The following is a 21,147-nucleotide window of genomic DNA, read 5'->3' as shown; positions in this document are numbered from 1 at the left end:
TTTATTTTACCTTCGTCAATTTCTAGATTTATGAAGCTTAAAATTTATTGGACAGTACCTCTTTATCTCATTTTTGTAACAATCACTGCGGAAACAGTAAAATCCCAGACCTATGAAGTTTTTGACCAAAACCTTAAACTAAAGTCGAGAATTGAATTTGACCAAATCAGTATTTTGGGAGAATCTGTAAGGATAAGCACTTCCAACAACCAACTTAAACTGCTAAGCAAGGAATATAAGCCATTTGTAGACTTAAAGGCAATTTCTGTATACAAATACGAACAACCTTGGATAGTCGTGGAAAGCCCCAACGGAAAAGGAGCATTTCATGAATATGGTGAAGAAATTTTTGCTACTGAATATGATGAAATTCAGATTTTGTATACCAGGCTGCTTGCCAGAAAAGGAAATGAATTTTGGATTTATTATCATTCCTCAAGAAAAACCGAATATTTAGGGGTTTTTCTCGAAGCAAAATTGGCAATGAACGGCCAGGTAATCGCTAAGAATCCTGAGGGTTACTATTTGTTACCTATTTCCGAAACTCCTGATAAGCAATATGAACATCTTCAAGAGGTAAATGAAAGTTTCTTGATTTCAAAAGAAAGTACGGGATACGGATTGATAAACAGAGATGGTGATTACATTTTAGATCCTATTATAGACCATATGGTCTATCTTGAAGGTGATTATTTTTATGCATTTGATGGAAAACAATACATGCTTGTCAGATGCCTTGAAGAAAGGGCAGATATCAAATATACATCATACCATAAAATTACACTTGAGGACGGAATGCTTTTGGAATATATTCACGGAAAGCTGCGGAGAGTAATGGATAATGATGGGATTCTTTTGGATCAAGTTGGGATGGAAAAAGTTTCGGATGTTGGGTCAAAGCATTACAATGTTTGGCTGAGAGATAATAAAGTGGGTCTTTTAGGACCTAATGGATGGGAAGTTTCCCCCATTTCGGAAGTTGATTTGATCCTTCAGGGAAGTGAAAGCCTTTACCCGGCAAAAAAATCCGGTGCTTTTGGTTTCATCGATAAATCAGGAAACTGGGTAGTTGAAAACCGCTTTGAAGAAGTTAGGAAGTTCAAAGAAGGAATCGCTGCATTCATGCTCAATGGGAATTGGGGCTATATTGACAACAAAGGTACTATAATCTTAGAGGCAGAATATGAGCATGTTTCAGATTTCAATAAAGGAAAAGCTATTGTTAAGCGTGAAGGCAGGTACTTATTGGTTGGCAAGGACGGTCTCCCAATTTTAGAAAAAACTTTCGACAGGATTTCATTGGCTGCCGACAGTTATTTTATTACTGAAAATGATGAAAAGTTTGGTTTGATTTCACCTGAAGGAAAAGAAATAGTGGAACCAAAATTTGAAGAACTTAGAAGAGAAGATTTAAATAAAATCTTGGTAAGGCTTGGGGATAAATATGGGATTTTGGATGAAAATGGCGACTATATCCTCCCCGTTTATTATAAAAGTATAGTATTCGATGTCGGCACCAATCAAATTCTGGCTGAAGATGACTATCAATTTGCGCCCCTAGAACCCATCGAAAACATTAATAACAAAAAGAAAAAGGGTACATGAACCAAACCTTAGATTATTGGCAATGAAAAGGCCTGACCCGAATTTGAAATCGGATCAGGCCTTTTTTATTTAAAATATTATTATTTCTTGTCTCCTTGTTTTCCTCTACCCCCTTCGGTGCCGCTTGCGACATCAGTACCAGCTATTGAAGACCTCATTTCAGTATCAGATTTGATGTTTTCCATTTTATAATAATCCATGACACCAAGATTGCCGCTTCTGAATGCCTCAGAAATAGCTTTGGGGATCTCTGCTTCAGCAGCGATTACAAGAGCCCTCATCTCAACCGTTCTTGCTTTCATTTCCTGCTCCAATGCAACTGCCATAGCACGTCTCTCTTCCGCTTTAGCTTCTGCTACTTTTAGGTCAGCAGAAGCCTGGTCAATCTGCAACTTGGCTCCGATATTGGTTCCGACATCAATATCCGCAATGTCTATTGAAAGGATTTCAAATGCTGTTCCTGCATCCAAGCCTCTTTGAAGCACTAATTTTGATATTTTGTCAGGGTTTTCCAGCACACTCTTATGGTTCAAAGAAGAACCTATTGAGGTTACAATACCCTCTCCTACTCTTGCCAAAATGGTTTCCTCTCCGGCACCACCTACAAGCTGGGCAATATTAGCCCTTACTGTCACCCTTGCTTTGGCAATCAGCTGAATTCCGTCCGCAGCCACTGCAGCCACATTTGGCGTATTGATGACCTTAGGATTTACAGAAATCTGTACAGCTTCAAAAACATCCCTTCCTGCAAGATCAATTGCGGTAGCTTGTTTGAATGTCAATGTAATATTTGCTTTATCGGCGGAAATCAGTGCCCGGATTACATTTGGTACATTGCCACCGGCAAGGTAATGTGTTTCGAGGTCGTTTGTTGTCAGGTCAAGCCCTGCTTTAGTGGCTGTAATCAACGAATTGACAATAACTCCGGGAGGCACTTTCCTGATTCTCATTCCTATCAACTCTCCGATCCCCACTTTAACATTTGAGAAAATGGCTGTTATCCATAAATTGACAGGGATAAAGTATAAAAACACAAAAAGCAATATCAGCGCGGCAAATGCTGTAAACAAAATAATGGCCGAATTTGACATGTCCATAAATTATGATTTAATGATGATTGTATTGTTTTCCAATTTAGTGATAAAAACTGAGGTGCCTACCGAAATAAAACCTGATTCTGATTTGACCTCATAAATCCCTTCACCGATTTCAGCTTTTCCAATTGGTTTGACATCAGAAATAGTGATTCCTTTCATTCCTACTTCCAAGCCTTTGAGCCGGTCATCAAATGCCCTGCTTTTGATTGCGCTTTTAAGTGCAAATTTCTTCCAGGCTCCTGTACGGAAGCCATAGATCAATGCCCCAAAATTAAGAACAAGGGAAGCCACCAAAACCATACTCGCTACTTGCCTGTCAAAAGTCACAAAGGCGTAATAAATCCCCACTGCAGTCACAAAAACACCGATGATTCCCACAATTGTAGTTCCGGGGACAAAAAGGATTTCAGCGATCACCAAGATCAATCCAATCAGGAGGAGCGTACTTAAGATAAACCAAACCATTTCTTTTATTTTCCTTGAAATTAGTCAGTTTTTTGATCGAGAAAAATCGAAAATAAAATTAAAGCAAAAAAAATGCCTTCCCATCAAAATGAGAAGGCACCTTTAAGGTTTTACATTTATCAATAGGCTCTTGCAAAGTAAACTCTACCTTGGGAAGGATTTCCGGTAAGGATGCATTTCCCTTTTTCTTCCTTTCTGTCTATGGGAATACATCTGATAGTCGCTTTGGTTAGTTCTTTGATTTTTTCTTCTGTTTCAGAAGTACCATCCCAGTGGGCAGATAGAAATCCACCTTTGGACTCCAATAATTCTTCAAATTCAGACCATGAATTGACCTCAGTGGTCATCTGTTCTCTAAAATTGAATGCTTTTTTGTAGATGGTTTCTTGGATATCATCAAGCAAGTTACTGATATAATCCTCCAATACTATTTCTCCAAGATTTACGGTTTCTTTGGTAAGGGTATCACGTCTTGCCAGTTCTATTGTATTGTTTTCCAAATCCCTAGGTCCCATAGCTATCCTGAGTGGAACACCTTTGAGTTCATATTCAGCAAATTTCCATCCTGGCTTATGTGTGTCTCGGTTGTCAAAATGTACGGAAATGCCTTTCCTCCTAAGTTTACCGATGATTTCTTTGGCTTTAGCAGAAATCTTATCTAATTCCTCCTCACCTTTATATATCGGAACAATGACTACTTGGTTTGGTGCAAGCTTTGGCGGAAGAACCAATCCGTTGTCATCCGAATGCGCCATTATCAAAGCACCCATCAATCGGGTACTTGCTCCCCAGGATGTTCCCCAAACATATTCTAGTCCTCCTTCTTTTGTTGCAAATTTGACATCAAAAGCTTTGGCAAAATTTTGACCAAGAAAATGGGAAGTTCCCGCTTGCAGGGCTTTACCATCCTGCATCAATGCCTCAATGCAATAAGTGTCCTCAGCTCCTGCAAATCTTTCATTGGCACTTTTTACTCCTTTTACAACGGGAAGGGCCATAAATGATTCTGCAAATTCTGCATAAACATTCATCATTTTAACAGTTTCCTCAATTGCCTCTGCCTTTGTAGCATGTGCAGTGTGTCCCTCTTGCCACAAAAATTCAGTTGTCCTTAAAAACAACCTGGTTCTCATTTCCCATCGGACCACATTTGCCCATTGATTTACCAACAGCGGCAGGTCCCGATAGGATTGTATCCAATTTTTATAAGTACTCCAAATCACAGTTTCAGAGGTGGGTCTGACTATCAATTCTTCTTCCAACTTGGCTTCCGGATCGACGATCACACTTTTTCCATCCTCAGAGTTTTTGAGTCGGTAATGGGTCACTACCGCGCATTCTTTTGCAAATCCTTCAATGTGGCTGGCTTCTTTGGAAAGGTAAGATTTTGGAATGAAAAGAGGGAAGTAAGCATTTGTATGCCCTGTTTCCTTAAACATTCTATCGAGCTCTGCCTGCATTTTTTCCCAGATAGAATACCCATATGGTTTGATAACCATACAACCTCTTACAGGGGAATTTTCAGCCAAATCAGCCCGTTTTACTAATTCATTGTACCACAGAGAGTAGTCTTCACTCCTTTTTGGCAATCCTTTACTCATAGTGTTTTTTGATTTCAAAAATCTAATTATCTTCGCTAATTACTGTAGGGGGCAAATATAATCCAAAAAATGATAACCCTCTCTTATATGACTCGTATATAACGGTAATTAGTAAAAGCCAAACAAATGAAAAATCTTAACAAAATATTGATCCTTGGAGCAGGTACAGTTCTTATCCTCTCTTCTTGCAGCACTAGTCAAACAGCAACAAGGGGTAGAGAAACCGACGATCTATACTTTATGGCTTCAGATGTCAAGGTAGCCACCCAGTTTGCAGTTTCAAATAATAATCCGGAGAGTTTCAGAGAATTAAACACTGTAAATCCGGCTGAATTTGAGCAAGAAAATTTTTCAGCAAGAAATGTAAATCCCGAATATATAGCCAAATATCAATCTCAGAACGCATCCCAAAATACCGGTGAGGTATATTTTGACGACAATGAGGTACAAGAATCAAATCCAAATGTAAATGTTTATAATAATTTCTACGGTTCAGGTGCGGGAGTGAATGGGGCAGGATGGAACACTGGACTTAACGTAAATGTTGGATTCGGCATGGGTTTCGGTGCTCCGATGTGGGGTATGGGAATGGGATGGGGAATGCCAATGTGGGGAATGGGATGGAACTCAATGTGGGGATGGAATATGGGAATCGGATGGGGAATGGGAGGAATGTGGGGTAACCCATGGATGAATCCTTGGATGAACCCATGGATGGGTGGCGGAATGTGGGGTTGGGGACGACCAGGATGGGGTATGCCAGGATGGGGATGGGGAGCTCCAGGATGGGGCGGAGGAAATTGGGGCGGTGAAAACGGCCGTCAAGTAGTAAGAGGGGGTAGACCCGGTAGAGACTCCGGTATGGCTTCAGTGGGGAACAGACCAGGAACAAATTATCCATCTACTGCAAGATCAGCCAGAAGAGATGCTGTAAGTCCTGACAGGTCTGTCGGAGCTAGCAATAGGACTGCCGGAAGGGATTTTGGTAGATCACAAAATGATTACTACAATAGCTCAAGAAGTAGGGTTGCTAATTCCGCAGCTACCGGAAATAGAAATGTAGGATCAGCCGCAGCAACAAGACCAAGTAATAGGACCGGGATTGACAATGCCCGCCCAACTTATAACTCCAGGGGCAATTCCGGAATGTCAAACGGAACTGTCAATAGAGGTGGCACCACCTCTCCAAGTTTCAACAACAGAGGAACAACAAATACAAACAGAGGTGCAAACCCTTCTTACAACAGAGGTAACACAATGAATAATAATAGATCTACAACACCATCGAGAGGTGGAAGTATGTCAGCTCCATCAAGGGGTGGCAGTATGTCAGCCCCAAGTCGAAGTTCATCTCCTTCGTTCAGTTCACCAAGTAGAAGCGGTGGAAGCAGTATGGGAGGAGCAAGTCGAGGAGGCGGAATGAGCTCCGGTGGTTCTAGAGGAGGCAGAGGGGGAAGATAATTCCCCTTTTTTTATAGAGCCTTAATGAAGTTGAAATTTTAAATCTTCTCTTGTTTAATACCCTAAGTCAAATTTCCATATTCCTTATATGATTTCGAAAAAACATTTATTGCTAGGAATTTTTATGGTTTTTTTAGGTACTTCTACGGTACTAGCCCAGTTTGGATATTATGAAGATGCACTTAGATTCAGCCAGTTTAGATCAACAGGCTCAGCCAGAATAATTGGTTTAGGAGGAGCTCAAATGTCTCTGGGTGGCGATATTTCAAATATCCACACCAATCCTGCAGGACTCGGATTTTTCAGAAGGTCAGAGTTTAGTTTCTCATCAGCTTTTGGAACATGGAATACAGAATCCAATTATTTGGGTCAAATCCAAGATGACCGTACGGGAAATTTTTCTATTCCTAATTTGAGTTTGGTCATCAGCAATCCTAGACAGGGAGCTTTAAATACCAATGCATTTAAAGGTGGATCATTTGGTATCAGCTTCAATAGAATGAATCATTTCAATAGCCAATTCGGCTATTTTTCAGATATTGAAGGAGATGTTTCCATAATTGATTTCTTTCTTCAGCAGGCAAATGGAATACCGGAAAGTCAAATTGAAAATTTTGGACTAACAGGATTGGCTTATCAGACTTTCCTCATCAATCCCATAGCCTTCGATTCCAACGGAAATCCTATAAACAACCCTAGCCAATATGATTCATTTGTTTTAGGCTTTCCTTTTCAGGATGAAACAGTAATCACTGATGGAAGAATAAGTCAAACATCCATTTCTTATGGAGCAAACTTCCTCAACAAATTCTTTATTGGTGGCGGATTGGGCTTATCGTCAGTAAGATACAGTTCAAGAAAGAATTATAGAGAAGAATTTTTTGATGAACCTTTATTGAATTCCACAATAGATGAAAGACTCACCATGAGTGGTTTTGGTGCCAATATCAACCTTGGAATAATATTCAAGCCAATAGACCAGCTAAACTTAGGGGTCAATTTCCAATCTCCAACTTGGTATAATTTCAATGAACAATATGAGGCTAGGATGGTCAATAATTTTGACAATTTTTTCTTTGAAGATGAAAACATAACACTAACCAGAGAAGAAGCCTCATCTCCAATCACCATTGGCAATTATAACCTAAATACACCTTTGAGGTTGAGTGGAGGGGCGACAATTTTCTTGGGAAAAAGCGGCTTTATTACTGCAGATATCGACTATCTTGACTACAGTAAAAGCAGAATAAATTCAAGAGACTTCAATGCAGGTGCTGATAATCAACAAATCCGTGCATTGTTTGGCCAAACTTTGAATTACAGAGTCGGAGGTGAATTCAGATTTGACATTTGGAGAGTAAGAGGCGGGTACGGGTTTTATGGAGATCCTTTTGTTAACAGTAGTTTTGACAGAAGAACCCAACAGTATTCAGGAGGACTTGGTGTAAGGTTACAAGCCATGTACGTTGATTTTGCTTTGACTTCAACCAATTTTGATCAACTCTACAATTCTTTTCCTGTGGAGGAGGGTGGATTCAATATAGGCCCCTTTACCGAAATCAGAAACAACATCACTTCCGGAATCCTGACATTTGGTTTCAATTTTTAAAAAATCCCATTAATGCTGATAACAAGTGATCAGTGGAAATATCTTCTCCGCTGAGTATTATTTTTGATTTTAAGTAATAAAATTCGCGCTGAAGAATAAGATTTTTCAATTTTAAAGTGATTTCCCCCTCATCTAATCCGGCAAACATGGGTCTCTTTCCTGTTTGATCCCTCAATAATCTTTTATTGATCTCTTCCAAACTAACATCTAAATAAACCGAAACACCTTTTTGGTTAATGACCTCCATATTGTCATTAAAACAGGGAGTTCCCCCACCTGTTGATAGAACAAGCCCGTCTTCAGAAGCTAAAGTTTTTTCCAAAAAAAAAGTCTCGTACTCCCTAAATTTTCCTTCTCCTTCCAAAGTAAAAATTTCTCTTATTTTCTTTCCGGTTTCCTTTTCGATCAGCTGGTCTAAATCAATAAATGTGAAATTAAGTTGCTTAGCAATCTGTCTTCCAAAGGTAGATTTTCCTGAACCGGGCATTCCTACCAATACAATTTTCAATGGTGATTTCATTGGGCAAAAAGACTTTTTATCTCATCAGGACTAGGTGTATTCCTGTAATGGTATTTCTTGAGTACCACACCTTCCCGAATCAGCATAATCCCGGGATTGGAACGCATGATGGTTTTGATAACTGTGGCATCTCCCTGATAACCTTCTATTCCCCAGTTCCGGGAAGAAATTAATGCTTCGATTTCATCTACTGAAGAGGCTGCAACCAAAACCGGCGTGATGCCGCTTCCCTGAAGACCATTTATCATTTCATCAATTTTCCCAAGATGATCTGTATTCATTTTGGCCATGAATGTCACAAAAATCACCGCTTTATTGCCCGTCAAAATACCTTCGGTAAAATCACCTTCTTCATTCCAAACAGCAAAATCTGAAATCTTAGGCAACGCATCTTCATTTACCAAAACCATGTCCACAAACTCATAAGATTCATCGGTTGGATATTGGTCTAGAACTACCTCCTTTCCATCCTTTTTCATGATATAATTATACTGCAAAGGGGCTGAAGGCTTCATTGCTGTCGTGATATCGACACCTTCTTTATAAGCTCTAAAATCAATAAAAGGTAAATTTCTGATGGCAGTAATGGCCAAAACAAAAGAAAGGAGCAAACTAGACCTAACCACCCATTTGGCCCAATTTGGACTCTGATTTGAAAGATCATTTTTGAAAAAAAACAGGATTCCTATCAGCACCAATAAAATCACATCCTTGGTAAATGACTCCCAAGGTGTCAGCTTAATAGCGTCTCCAAAGCATCCACAGTCGGTAACTTTGTTGAAGTAGGCTGAATAAAAAGTAAGGAAGGTGAAAAACAAAAGCATGATTCCTAATGCCCAAACGGTAAGCTTTAACCTCACTCCAAGAATTAGCATCACACCCAGTACAACTTCCGCTACAACCAAAAAAACTGCTATTTCTAATGCATAATCTTTAAAAATAGAGAAGAATGAGGCAATATCATTGGAAAACACATCAAAGTATTCCTCCAATTTAATGGCGGTGCCTACCGGGTCATTAACTTTGATCAATCCTGAAAAAATGAACAGCCCTCCTACCAAGAACCTGATAATATATAGCATGGTTTGCTTAAGCATGATAATTCAATTTAATTAAACAGAAAACACAATAATTGATCATATCCTGATAATTGGCTTCAATTCCTTCTGAAACCAAAGTCTTTCCCTGATTGTCCTCGATTTGCTTTACCCTGTAGAGTTTCATCAAAATAATATCAGTCATGGACGCTACTCTCATGTCTCTCCAGGCCTCTCCATAATCATGGTTCTTGTCTTCCAATAAACTTCTGGTAGCCTCAACCCAATGGTCATAAAATGGTTCAAGTTCACTAAATGGGATCTCAAGACGTGTGTCATTTTGGTAAGAAATCTGAATCAAAGCGATAATGCAATAATTAATAATCCCGACAAACTCATCTGCAATCGGATCATTGACTTTTTGGTTCCCTTTTTCCTGAATCGATCTAATTCTTTGCGCTTTTATGAAAATCTGATCCGTGATGGAAGGAAGCCGAAGGATTCTCCATGCTGTCCCATAATCTTGGGTTTTCTTCTTAAAGAGTTCTTTACAATGGCCGATAACTTGATTATATTCGCTGACAGTTTGCGTTTTCAAAGTATTTCCGATTTTAATGATTTCTGATTTTCAACTGACTTCCGCCTCCGAAGATATATTATTTCCCACAAAAATAACATTCTGTTCCAAAGGAAAGCTATTGGTTTTGGATAGACCCTGGATTATGGGAATATTAAATGTGACTCACGATTCCTTTTTTGAAAACAGCAGGTTACTTACATCAAAAGAAGGTTTTTTGAAAGTTTCAGAAAGGATGATTTTCGAAGGTGTAGACATTTTAGATATCGGTGGCTACTCAAGCAGGCCAATGGCTGAGGATATTTCAATTGACGAAGAATTGAAAAGAACCATTTCTACGATTGAAAAAATCAAAAGGGAATTTCCCGACATCCTAATTTCAATAGATACTTTCAGGTCAAAAGTTGCCGAAGAGGCAGTTGCTGCAGGCGCAGATTTTGTCAATGATATTTCCGCCGGAGAACTTGATCCTTCAATGATTGAGCTAGTCGGAAAGTTAAATGTCCCCTACATAGCCATGCATATGAAGGGCAACCCAAAGACGATGCAAACAAAAACTGATTACGAGGATATTTTATCAGAAATAATGCATTATTTTTCTAATAAACTGAACCTATGCAAGAAAGCTGGCATTAAAGATGTATGGATTGACCCTGGATTTGGATTTGCCAAAACTTTGGAACAAAACTATTGGATTCTCAAAAATTTGGCTTATTTTAAAAGAATTCAAGCTCCGATAATGGTTGGGGTATCAAGGAAATCCATGATTCAAAAAATCCTTGGAGTTACGGCTGAAGATGCACTAAATGGAACAACTGCCTTGAATATGGCCGCCCTGATAAACGGAGCAAACATTTTGAGAGTTCATGACGTGAAAGAAGCAAAAGAAACCATCAAATTATATAAAGAAATTTACCCTTGACATTACTTTTCAAAATAGGATTTTTAGAAATATCCATTGTGAATATCATAGATATCACATTGGTGAGTATCCTTATATATCAGGTTTACAAACTCTTGAGAGGTAGCGTGGCGATCAAAATTTTCCTTGGCTTCTTATCCATATATTTGATTTATCTCATGGTAAGTGCTCTGAGGATGGAACTCCTTTCGATTATCTTGGGCCAATTTATGGGAGTAGGTGTGATCGCCGCAATCATCATATTTGCTCCGGAAATCCGTAAATTTCTTTTGATAATAGGCAGGTCTTCTTTCCTATCCAATGAAAATTTCTTTCAGGAATTGCTCTTTTGGAAAAAAAGAGAAAGTCATGCATTTAACATTAATCCAATAATCGAGGCATCAAAAAGTCTCTCAGGTACAAATACCGGTGCTTTGATGGTTTTGTCTAGCAATACCGAATTGAAGTTTTATGCTGAAAGCGGAGATATTCTGGATGCACAGATTTCAAAACGACTTCTGATTTCAATATTCAATAAATATAGCCCATTGCATGATGGAGCAGTAATCATCTATAATGGAAAGGTAAAAGCTGCAAGGTGTATCCTTCCTGTGACAGAAAGGGAAGTACCGGCCCAGTTTGGTCTGAGGCACCGTGCCGGTATAGGCATGTCAGAAGCAACTGACACTTTGGTATTGATCATTTCAGAAGAAACAGGACAGGTTTCTTTGGCGAAAAACGGAAAAATACTCCACAACCTTTCTTTTCAAGAATTACGGGAATTGATCAATGATTATCTTTCAGGAGTAGATATTGATGAAAAATTTGAATCAATTTCAGTATTCGAAAGAACAAAGCTTAAGAAAGTCACTCCAACAAGTGCATAAAAAAAGGGCTAAAAATTTCATTTTAGTCCTTTTTTTATACTTCAAAGCAAAGCTACTTCTATAATTTTTTTACGTTAATTGCATTTAGGCCTTTTTTGCCATCTTTAACATCATAGGTTACTTTGTCATTTTGGGCTACTTTGTCCACAAGTCCTGTGGCATGGACAAATACATCATTTTGAGACTCGTCATCAACGATAAAGCCGAATCCTTTTGCATCGTTGTAGAATTTTACTGTTCCGGTAAGCATGATAAATTTTAGAATTTTGTGGTTAAATGTCCTTTAAATGTAAATATACTAGATGACAAAACAAAAATTTATTTTGCTAAATTGGCCATATGAAAAAGCTTGTAATTATCAGGCATGCCAAATCTTCTTGGGATGATCCCTTTCTAAATGACCACGACAGACCACTTGCTGAGAGGGGACTTAAAGATGCCCCAAAGATGGCAAAGAGGTTAAATAAAGAAAAAATCTACCCCGATGCCATCATTTCTTCAGATGCTGAAAGGGCAAAAGCAACTGCCATCATTACCGCAGAATATCTGGATTTTTCACCAAAAAAGATAGATTTCAAGAAAGATTTATACCATTGCTCAGTGAATCAATTATTGTCAGAAATCAAAAAAACCCGAGATGAAGTCAAGACTTTATTCTTAGTGGGCCATAACCCCGGTTTAAATGATTTGATTTGGAAATTTGGCGGTGAAATTGATAACCTTCCGACTGCGGGGCAATTTGGGTTAAAATTCGATATAAAAAACTGGGATGAAATCAATTCAAAAAATGCAAAATTCTGGTTTTTTGACTTTCCAAAAAAGGATTGATCTTTGCAAAAAAGGCCCTTAAAAAATTAAAATTCTCTAACGTCCTGAATCACCCCCTCAAATTTATCTGTATTTTCTATCAGGTACAGTATTTTTTCAGCCGCAAATTCCGGACTACTCAATTTCAAATTTTCTTTAAGCGATAAGAATTTTGGCAGTGAAGAAAAATCAGCAGCAGAAGAATTCCTTATTTGATGTTGCATAGCGGTATCCACCACTCCCGGAGCCACTGCAAAAAATCGAATTCCATTGCGATCAAGGTCTGTTTCATTTTGGGCTGTTTGGGTCAACATATTCAAGGCAGCTTTGGAAGCCGAATAACCTGCCCATCCATCAATTGCCTTTGATGCCGCACCTGAACTTATATTTACGACGATTTTTTTCACTTCCTCCAATAGCGCATATTTCTTAACAAAGGCATTCATCAAAATGGCCGGTGCAATCGTATTGATCTCGAAAATCTGACGGATACTTTGGCTTCCCAATTTGCCCAGATGCGCAATATCACCAATTATACCTGCATTGTTGATCATCACTATTTGATCAAAATCCCCTTTGGGGAAGATATCATCAAGTTTGCTTTCCAGATTCTTTAAATCCCCCAGATCACAGATCACATGGCGGTAATTTGAATGGGATACTTGAGATTTGGTTCGGGCAATACCTATGACAAGGGATGGATTTTTTTGAAGGACCTGCCTCACCAGAGCCTCGCCAATACCTTTACTAGTACCGGTAATTATAAAAAGTGATCCTTTTGACATGATTCAAAGATATTGATTTTAGAAATTATACATAAAAAAAACTCCAGACATCAACAGAGAAATGCTTTGGAGTCTGGAGTTTTGAAATTGAGATTTAGATAATCTATTTACAAGATATACTGTGAAAGGTCTCTGTTTTTGACCAAAGAAGTCAATCTTTCTTGTACCATTTCTTGGGTAATCATGATTTTTGAATTTGCCTCTATGGTATCAGGAACTTCAAAAAGGAAATCGTTAAGCAAGTGACTCATGACGGTATGGAGCCTTCTTGCCCCAATGTTTTCCACTTCCTCATTGATCTGAAAAGCCAGTTTGGCAATCTCACGGATTGCGTCATCATTGAAGTCAAGATAGACTTCCTCTGACTCAAACAACGCTTGATATTGCTTGGTCAAGGCATTCTTAGGCTCTTTCAAAATTCTGTAGAAATCATTCTCAGTCAAGCTGTTTAATTCTACCCTTATAGGAAATCTTCCCTGCAACTCCGGAATTAAATCCGATGGTTTTGCAACATGAAAAGCTCCTGCAGCTATAAACAAAACATGATCTGTATTGATGATTCCATACTTGGTATTTACAGCACTTCCTTCTACTATCGGCAGCAAATCACGCTGTACACCTTCGCGGCTAACATCAGGTCCTGATCCACCTTTTCCACTTTTTGAAGCGATCTTATCTATTTCATCGATGAATATAATCCCATTATTTTCTGCTAAACGCAGCGCTTCTTCCTTAACCTCATCAAAATCTACCAATTTTGAGGTTTCCTCTTCCATCAGGATTTTTCGAGCTTCGCCTATGGTAACCTTTCTTTTTTTGGTTTTCTTTGGCATCATCCCGCTGATCATATCCTGAATTCCGGCCATGCTTGCATCATCCATCATACCGTTGCCTATCATTCCGATTCCAACAGGAGGACTTTGCTTAACATTGATTTCTACCTTGCGGTCTTCGAGTTCTCCATTTTTCAGTTTTTCCCGGAATCGGTCTCGCGTTCTTTCATTCAACTCATCGTCAGGAGACTGCTCCGGATTAAAATCTATTGAAATAGAGGTGGAAGGACGTACAAAGCCTGCGGTTTTTACCGGTGGGATCAGAATATCAAGAATTGCTTCATCTACAGCTTCTGCTGCTTTACCCTTTACCTCTTCATTTTTCTTTTCTCTTACCAAATGGACGGATTGCTCTACAAGATCACGGACCATACTTTCCACATCTCTCCCTACATACCCAACTTCTGTAAATTTAGATGCCTCCACCTTGGTAAATGGAGCATTTGCGATTTTTGCTAATCTCCTTGCAATCTCTGTTTTACCAACGCCTGTAGATCCTATCAGAAGGATGTTATTGGGGACAATATCTTTTTGAATATCTCCCTTCACATTCATTCGCCTTATTCTATTTCTAAGGGCAATCGCTACGTTTCGTTTGGCATCGTGCTGCCCTATAATGTATTTATCAAGCTCCACAACAATCTGTTTTGGAGTCAAATCACTAAAATCATTTCTCATATTGTTGACGTTAAAACGTTCTCCATTCATTTAATTTGGTGGATACTGAAAACATTTGATCCACAGGGTACTTTGCAAAACATTCTGAAATGGTAAGAACGCTTGGCTTTTGGATGATTTGTATGATGCATGCCTTCCAAAAAAGGGGTTTAGAAAATATCAGCCAAATTTCTTCAGCTTAAAATCACCTCATGCTATTTGCCTGCTGTTTTCAGATTCTTTTGGGAAAGAAAATATCATTGGATCATCCACTTTGGATTTCATCAAAGCTATCTCAAGCACTTCCTCCACTTTGTCTACAAAGTGAAAGTCTACGCCTTTGATATACTCCTTGTCAATTTCATCGATGTCTCTTTTGTTATTTTTGCAGAGGATGATTTCCTTTATTCCCGCTCTTTTTGCCGCAAGGATTTTTTCTTTGATCCCACCCACGGGCATAACTTTGCCTCGAAGAGTGATCTCTCCTGTCATAGCCACTTTGGATTTCACTTTCCTTTGGGTAAAAATGGAAGCCATTGCTGTCAGCATGGTAATACCCGCAGAAGGCCCGTCCTTAGGAACTGCTCCCGCAGGAACGTGTATATGAAGATCATAATAATCAAACAAACGGTCATCAATTCCCAATTTATCAGCCTTGGATTTGAGGTATGAAAGTGCTGTCATTCCAGATTCTTTCATCACTTCTCCCAATTGACCTGAAAGTGTCAATTTTCCCTTTCCTTTACTTAGGGAAGTTTCTACAAAGAGTATTTCCCCGCCTACGGATGTCCAAGCCAAGCCAGTCACTACACCTGCAGTACTGTTATCTTGGTACATTTCTTTGTCGAAAATTTCTCCACCAAGAATTTTCCTTACCATTTCGGGTGTGATTTTCTTGTCATATTCCTCCTCAATGGCAATAGATTTTGCCAGGTTTCTGACCACTTTGCCAATGGCTCTTTCGAGATTTCTTACACCCGATTCCCGGGTATAATCCTCTATGATTTTTGAGATCGCTGCCCTATCAAATGATATATCTTTTGCTTTGAGACCATGTTCCTGTCTTTGCTTGGGAATAAGGTGTTTTTTAGCGATTTCAATTTTCTCATCTAGGGTATATCCTGTTACTTCTATGATCTCCATTCTATCCCGGAGTGCAGGCTGAATGGTATCAAGGGAGTTGGCTGTGGCAATAAATAAAACTTTGGATAGGTCATACTCCACTTCCAAATAATTGTCTACGAAAGTGCTGTTTTGCTCGGGATCCAAAACTTCCAAAAAAGCAGAAGATGGATCTCCCCTGAAATCTGAACTTAATTTGTCAATTTCATCCAATACATATACAGGATTGGAATATTTGACTTTTTTCATGTTCTGAATAATTTTTCCCGGCATAGCGCCAACATAGGTTTTTCTATGTCCGCGGATTTCGGCTTCATCATGCAATCCGCCAAGTGACATCCTGATATATTTCCTTCCCAGCGCCGTAGCGATGGACTTACCCAAAGAAGTCTTACCAACTCCCGGAGGTCCATAAAGGCACAAAATCGGTCCCTTAAGGTCTTTCTTCAATTTGAGAACGGCAAGGTATTCGATAATCCTATCTTTGACTTTTTCGATACCGTGATGGTCTTTATCCAAAATAGCCTTTGCCCTTTTGAGGTCAAAGTTATCCTCTGTAGTTTCATTCCATGGGAGTTCCACTAATGTTTCTGCATAATTCAAAGCGATCGGATATTCAGCCGCAGAGGGATTGATTCTCAGGATTTTGTCAAGTTCCTTTTCAAAATGTCTGGCAACTTCCTTTGGCCACTTCTTAAGCAATCCTTTGGCACGGAGTTCTTCCACTTCCTTTTCAGGTCCTTCTTCACCCAACTCGGTTTGAAGAACTTTCATCTGCTGTCGGAGAAAATAATCCCGCTGCTGTTGGTCGATGTCTGTATGGACCTTCTTTTGAATCTCGCTTTTGAGTTCGAGCATTTGGATGTCCTTCATCATAAACTCCAACAAGAGCGTGGCCCTCTCTACGCCATCGTTGATTTCAAGTAATTTTTGCTTTGCCTCAACAGGCGCATTGATATTAGAGGAAAGAAAATGAGTGAGGAAGGCGGTATTGTCAATATTGTCCAAAGCCACTTGAGCCTCCCTTGGAATCTCAGGATTGAGGTGTAAAATCTTGGCGGCGGAATCTTTCAGTGATTCCTCCAATGCCTTTATTTTCTTGCTGTTTTTTGGAAAATTCTCCTCAAGGTATTCAACTTTGGCCATAAAATATGGATCCTCAGTGACGGTTTCGGTGATGCGAAACCTCTTTTTTCCTTGGATAATAATGGTAGTATTGCCATCAGGAAGAATGATCATTTTGATGATCTTGGCCAAAGTACCTACATGGTAAATATCCTCCCAAGATGGATCGTCGTTTTGGGCATTGATTTGGGCGCAAACTCCAATAAGTTTGTCCCCTTTTTGAGCCTTTTTGACCAATTTTATAGAGCGCTGCCTACCGACGGTAATCGGGATGACTACCCCGGGAAACAAGACAGTATTGCGAACAGAAAGAATCGGGATATCAGTAGAAAAATTTTCCGGCTGCTGTAGGCTTTCGTCTTCATCGTCAGCAATCAGCTGAATTAAATCGCCTTCTCCGGCATAATCACCTGTTATCATCGATTGGTATAATTGGTTTTCAAAATTCTTCATAAAGGACAATATGACAGACAAGCTGTCAAGTAAATAATAAAATAAAGAAGAACCCTCAATTTAAGAAGGTTCTTCAAATAAAATCAATGAACATGCCAAGGATATTTTAAGTACAAATTGGCAGGTTAATAAGTATTAATATCAATTGAATTCGATTTGATTTCTTTCAAAACACTAAAACAATCAAAATTTAATCGCAGCAACCAAAGAATAACCATTCAAAGTGTATTTATAATGACCCGAAGCCTGCGCTCCCGGGGCAGAAGCGAAAATCTCCCCAAAACGTCCCATTCTATGGACTTGGCCCTCCAAAACCAAAGCTGTTTTTGTTGTGATTTTTGTGGTTAATCCCAATCTAATAAGCAATCCAATATTATTGCCTACATCTAGTTCTTGGGGGTTAAATGATTCAATCAATTCTCCGTTAGTCTTTCTGGCTTCAGCAATGATCGCATTGGTAGTTTTATTCAACAATCTATAATTCATCCCTATTCCTGTATGAACTTTAAACTTATCATTCCCTGCCAGATAATAATTGAACAATAAAGGTATACCAAAACTGCTGATATCAAAATCCTCATAGATAATAAAACGTCCACCCAATACCGGAAAATTAATATCCATTGAAGTCTGAAATTTTTGAAAAATAAGTCCTGAAGTTATAAAAACTCTAGGAGCATCCCTGACCAAGTGAAAATCCAACAAGGCGTTGATCCCTAAAGAACTACTGACAGGTTGAACTGAGGAATAAGTACCATTTACACTTTGAAACATTTGGTAATATCCCACACCTATATTGGGGCTGATTTTGAGCAAAGGATATTTGGCGCCAAACTCTTCATAATCGTAATCATTCAATTTATGATATTCCTCAAATAATTCTTTAATCGCATTTTTTTTTGGTGGAACATTTCTGATTTTTTCAACAAAGTCGTATTCCATTCCTGTTCCGAGCCCATAAGTCAACAAACCTATATATCCGAATGATTCAGTTTTAACCTGCCTCATATTTACTTCCTTATTTTGCTTAAATTCAAGTCTTTTCAAACCCTCCTCAAGTTCTATAAATAGCTGATCTTTGTAACTTAAGTAACTTTTTTTCCCTACAATGATCTCTTCAAAAAAAACAATTTCTCCTGTATTTGGATGACTTGCGGATCTATATCTTGCACCATTGGCAAGCCCAAATCCTCGGATATCTTCAGGTTTGAATATTGTGTCAAAAATTCCTTCATCTGAAAATTCCAAAACCTTATACCTTCTAGGATCCAATGGCTTTTTTACTTCGCCTCGGATAATTTCCCCTGTTAAATAAATAACGTAATCTTTTTTGTCAATTTGAGCAAAACTATAATTGTTGATAATACCAAAAAAAGCTATCAATAGTAAATGGGTAATTATTTTTTTCATGTGATTTTTAAAATATGATAATTTTTATTGTGAATAAGGCCCAAATAGGACCCTTTTGAAACTTATGCTTTGGTTCAAGAATCATAAACCTCGAGTTTTTTTTTAAAAAAATCATCTTAGTTAACTTAGAACACACTATATGGTAGGTTAATTTCCGAAATAAGGATCGTACTCAATTAGTAAATCGCCATAGTGAAAATAGCCTTTATCATTATTTTGGAGTAAAATACCTCTAAATCCTAAACTTAAGGGATTACTAGGGTGGGTATTTAAATATTCAAAGGAGTAGTTCTCAAGATTTATTTTGATAAAAAGTGATTGAAACCTGACATATGCATATTCTTTAAATATAAGAACTTCATTCATCCTAAAGGATTCGTACACATCATATATTGCCAAATTTTCCCATAATAGGGTATTATTATTCAGCTTTTTAAGCTCCTTCCTGTATGTGGTAGCATTATTTCTTAAGGCAAAAATTTCATTTTTATATTCAAAAATTAAATCTTCCTGAAAGTTATAGAAATCTACACTTTCTGCTAAATCATCCAGTTTGGCCCACGCATCCTGCTGTACCAAATATTTATATCTCTTGTTAGTAAATCCTTGCTGCTCGGGTGAATTTTGAAAAGATCCTCCTTCAAAAATTATGTCGCCATTATGCTCATAAATTTTTGTGGGTCTCCCGAAATTTTCAGGAAAATCAGCCAACTTTCTTACGGATTTAGAGATCGGATCAATTTCGTAAAAGGTCTTGATATCAAAACCTTCATCAGACACACCTCCTCCCATGTAAATCTTCCCGCCAAATTGCCTGAACATGGTAGAATTATGGAAATAAAATGGAATTTGAAGTTCAAGACTTTGATTAAAATTACTCTCCAACAGGACACTGTATAATTTATCTTCGGAAACAAAATACCCCTTATTTCCTAAAACAATTGATTCACTATCTATCCCATACTGTTGCTCATTATATTTAGCAACTAAAAATAATGGACTTATGATTTTATAATTCACCCCATTTTCAGATAATTTATCGAAATTCCTAATGAAAAATTTCCCTGACCTTTGGGGAAAAATATAATCGGAATTGAAATTAATATGCAATTCATTTTGGTTTACAAAAACCATGTTAAAGGGTATTTGAAATCCATTTTCATCTATTAATTGATTAAACCCTGAAAGATCCGGGGCGAAATTCTCCCCTGCAATTATTGAGCTGGAGAAAAAATAAACATCAATTTCTTGACCTGGATTAACTATAGTGGGTTTAATCCCAAAAATATGGCCTAAATTATAATCTTTGCCCCTTACATTAATTGTTAGGTTTGGCTTTTCAAGCGGGTGATTTAAATCAAAAACCTTGAATTTTATTTCGTTTTCTGAAGTTGAGATGGGTTGAATTTGATTTCCATTAAATTTGACAAAAATGTCTTGACCAAGAAAAAATGACCCTTGGAGAGTTAAAGTATCACCAAAATTAAAACTTTGAAAACCTTGAACCTCAAAAATAGGGTCAACAAATGTAAAAACCCGTTTGAATTCTTTTTCTAGAACTCCATCAGAGATTTTGATTGAAAGTTCTAAGTTCTTTTTATTGATTTGATTTGCCAATTCCTTCGGCAAAATAAACTTAATACCGTTTTGGTCTCCATAAATCACTTGTGCCTCCGCATCAGAGACACTTACAGATTTATTTGCCATTCCATCGCTGAAATTATTTCCAATAACCTCCACTGTATCCCCATAATAAACCTCGTCTTTAAAATTAATTTTTTCAACAAAAAACCCTCCTGAACCGGTACTGACAAAAGAAACCGGTTCTGAATAAACAATATTTTTATTTGTCTTAATAAAAGCTGCAACCCAATAAGTCACACCTTTTGTGAGTGATGAGGTGATGACCAAATCAAAAAATAATTCAGGTTTTCCCGACTTCTTGGTTACACTCAAGGGTTGAATCTTGGGTTGTGGCAATACAGACACAGCAAAACCATACTCAATAATCTCATCAGATCCATAATCAAAAACATTTGCCGCCACAGAAATACCTTGCGTATTGGTTTCTTGGATTTGAGCCACACTAAATCTCGGATTTGTGGCAGGCTTGACATCTTCTTCCTTTTGACAGGAGTAAAAGACTGAAACTCCTAATACCAACAATGCTATTATTCTTGCTTTCATAATTTTCT

Annotated in this window: 18 protein-coding genes; 6 read left to right on the top strand and 12 right to left on the bottom strand. The window is 38.1% G+C overall.

Annotation, left to right across the window (positions count from 1 at the left end; translation table 11 throughout):
* Positions 1-30: 30 nt before the first annotated feature.
* A complete protein-coding gene (locus NK987_RS07980) occupies positions 31-1,605 on the top strand; it encodes a WG repeat-containing protein (RefSeq protein ID WP_259263408.1) in 1,575 nt (524 codons plus the stop codon).
* A gap of 80 nt (positions 1,606-1,685) precedes the next feature.
* Here the strand turns inward: NK987_RS07980 and floA are convergent, their stop codons facing one another.
* From floA to proS, 3 genes are all read right to left on the bottom strand, one after another.
* The gene (gene floA, locus NK987_RS07975) at positions 1,686-2,702 is read right to left on the bottom strand and encodes a flotillin-like protein FloA (protein ID WP_241127918.1); all 1,017 of its coding nucleotides are present in this window, start codon (positions 2,700-2,702) and stop codon (positions 1,686-1,688) included.
* 3 nt (positions 2,703-2,705) lie between these two features.
* Positions 2,706-3,167, bottom strand: coding sequence for an NfeD family protein (locus NK987_RS07970; RefSeq protein WP_259263407.1), 462 nt, complete (start codon positions 3,165-3,167; stop codon positions 2,706-2,708).
* Positions 3,168-3,286: 119 nt separating this feature from the next.
* Positions 3,287-4,768: a proline--tRNA ligase gene (proS, locus tag NK987_RS07965; protein ID WP_259263406.1), complete on the bottom strand. Its 1,482-nt coding sequence runs from the start codon at positions 4,766-4,768 to the stop codon at positions 3,287-3,289.
* 126 nt (positions 4,769-4,894) lie between these two features.
* Between proS and NK987_RS07960 the strand changes: the two genes are divergently transcribed.
* Together NK987_RS07960 and NK987_RS07955 are read left to right on the top strand one after the other, a co-directional pair.
* Positions 4,895-6,229 (top strand): hypothetical protein, encoded by a 1,335-nt coding sequence (locus NK987_RS07960; protein ID WP_258425283.1) that lies wholly within the window; start codon positions 4,895-4,897, stop codon positions 6,227-6,229.
* Between the two features lie 88 nt (positions 6,230-6,317).
* Positions 6,318-7,838 (top strand): OmpP1/FadL family transporter, encoded by a 1,521-nt coding sequence (locus NK987_RS07955; protein ID WP_259263405.1) that lies wholly within the window; start codon positions 6,318-6,320, stop codon positions 7,836-7,838.
* On the opposite strand, the gene NK987_RS07950 is transcribed toward NK987_RS07955, so the two are convergent.
* The 3 genes from NK987_RS07950 to NK987_RS07940 are packed head-to-tail and all read right to left on the bottom strand — an operon-like array spanning position 7,828 to position 9,993.
* Complete coding sequence (locus NK987_RS07950) at positions 7,828-8,358, bottom strand: shikimate kinase (RefSeq protein ID WP_259263404.1); 531 nt, start codon at positions 8,356-8,358, stop codon at positions 7,828-7,830. The genes NK987_RS07955 and NK987_RS07950 overlap by 11 nt on opposite strands.
* Positions 8,355-9,455: a BT_3928 family protein gene (locus NK987_RS07945; RefSeq protein ID WP_259263403.1), complete on the bottom strand. Its 1,101-nt coding sequence runs from the start codon at positions 9,453-9,455 to the stop codon at positions 8,355-8,357. Before NK987_RS07945 ends, NK987_RS07950 begins: the two co-directional genes overlap by 4 nt.
* Positions 9,448-9,993: a DUF1599 domain-containing protein gene (locus tag NK987_RS07940; protein WP_258425279.1), complete on the bottom strand. Its 546-nt coding sequence runs from the start codon at positions 9,991-9,993 to the stop codon at positions 9,448-9,450. Before NK987_RS07940 ends, NK987_RS07945 begins: the two co-directional genes overlap by 8 nt.
* 16 nt (positions 9,994-10,009) lie before the next feature.
* Here NK987_RS07940 and folP point away from each other — a divergent pair, with 16 nt between their 5' ends.
* Together folP and cdaA are read left to right on the top strand one after the other, a co-directional pair.
* Positions 10,010-10,894 (top strand): dihydropteroate synthase, encoded by an 885-nt coding sequence (folP, locus tag NK987_RS07935; protein ID WP_259263402.1) that lies wholly within the window; start codon positions 10,010-10,012, stop codon positions 10,892-10,894.
* Positions 10,891-11,760, top strand: coding sequence for a diadenylate cyclase CdaA (cdaA, locus tag NK987_RS07930; RefSeq protein ID WP_258425277.1), 870 nt, complete (start codon positions 10,891-10,893; stop codon positions 11,758-11,760). Before folP ends, cdaA begins: the two co-directional genes overlap by 4 nt.
* Positions 11,761-11,818: 58 nt before the next feature.
* Here the strand turns inward: cdaA and NK987_RS07925 are convergent, their stop codons facing one another.
* A complete protein-coding gene (locus NK987_RS07925) occupies positions 11,819-12,010 on the bottom strand; it encodes a cold-shock protein (protein ID WP_113926186.1) in 192 nt (63 codons plus the stop codon).
* Between the two features lie 89 nt (positions 12,011-12,099).
* Here NK987_RS07925 and NK987_RS07920 point away from each other — a divergent pair, with 89 nt between their 5' ends.
* Entirely contained in the window at positions 12,100-12,588 is a 489-nt protein-coding gene (locus NK987_RS07920) for a SixA phosphatase family protein (RefSeq protein ID WP_259263401.1), read from the top strand.
* A 26-nt stretch (positions 12,589-12,614) separates the two neighbouring features.
* Here NK987_RS07920 and NK987_RS07915 read toward each other — a convergent pair whose 3' ends face one another.
* The 5 genes from NK987_RS07915 to NK987_RS07895 all read right to left on the bottom strand — a co-directional run bounded on the left by NK987_RS07915 (position 12,615) and on the right by NK987_RS07895 (position 21,139).
* Positions 12,615-13,352 carry an SDR family NAD(P)-dependent oxidoreductase gene (locus NK987_RS07915; RefSeq protein WP_259263400.1) on the bottom strand — a complete coding sequence of 246 codons (738 nt, stop codon included), beginning with the start codon at positions 13,350-13,352 and terminating at the stop codon, positions 12,615-12,617.
* 107 nt (positions 13,353-13,459) lie between these two features.
* Positions 13,460-14,863, bottom strand: coding sequence for an ATP-dependent protease ATPase subunit HslU (hslU, locus tag NK987_RS07910; protein ID WP_259263431.1), 1,404 nt, complete (start codon positions 14,861-14,863; stop codon positions 13,460-13,462).
* Between the two features lie 189 nt (positions 14,864-15,052).
* Positions 15,053-17,542: an endopeptidase La gene (gene lon, locus NK987_RS07905; RefSeq protein WP_259263399.1), complete on the bottom strand. Its 2,490-nt coding sequence runs from the start codon at positions 17,540-17,542 to the stop codon at positions 15,053-15,055.
* Between the two features lie 183 nt (positions 17,543-17,725).
* Positions 17,726-18,952 (bottom strand): hypothetical protein, encoded by a 1,227-nt coding sequence (locus NK987_RS07900; RefSeq protein ID WP_259263398.1) that lies wholly within the window; start codon positions 18,950-18,952, stop codon positions 17,726-17,728.
* 147 nt (positions 18,953-19,099) lie between these two features.
* Positions 19,100-21,139 (bottom strand): Kelch repeat-containing protein, encoded by a 2,040-nt coding sequence (locus NK987_RS07895; protein WP_259263397.1) that lies wholly within the window; start codon positions 21,137-21,139, stop codon positions 19,100-19,102.
* Positions 21,140-21,147 lie beyond the last annotated feature (8 nt).

Source organism: Aquiflexum gelatinilyticum (genome assembly GCF_024813435.1).
In the GTDB taxonomy this organism is placed as follows: domain Bacteria; phylum Bacteroidota; class Bacteroidia; order Cytophagales; family Cyclobacteriaceae; genus Cognataquiflexum; species Cognataquiflexum gelatinilyticum.
Note: the sequence above shows the minus strand (reverse complement) of the source record. Positions and strands in the feature narration are given on the sequence as shown.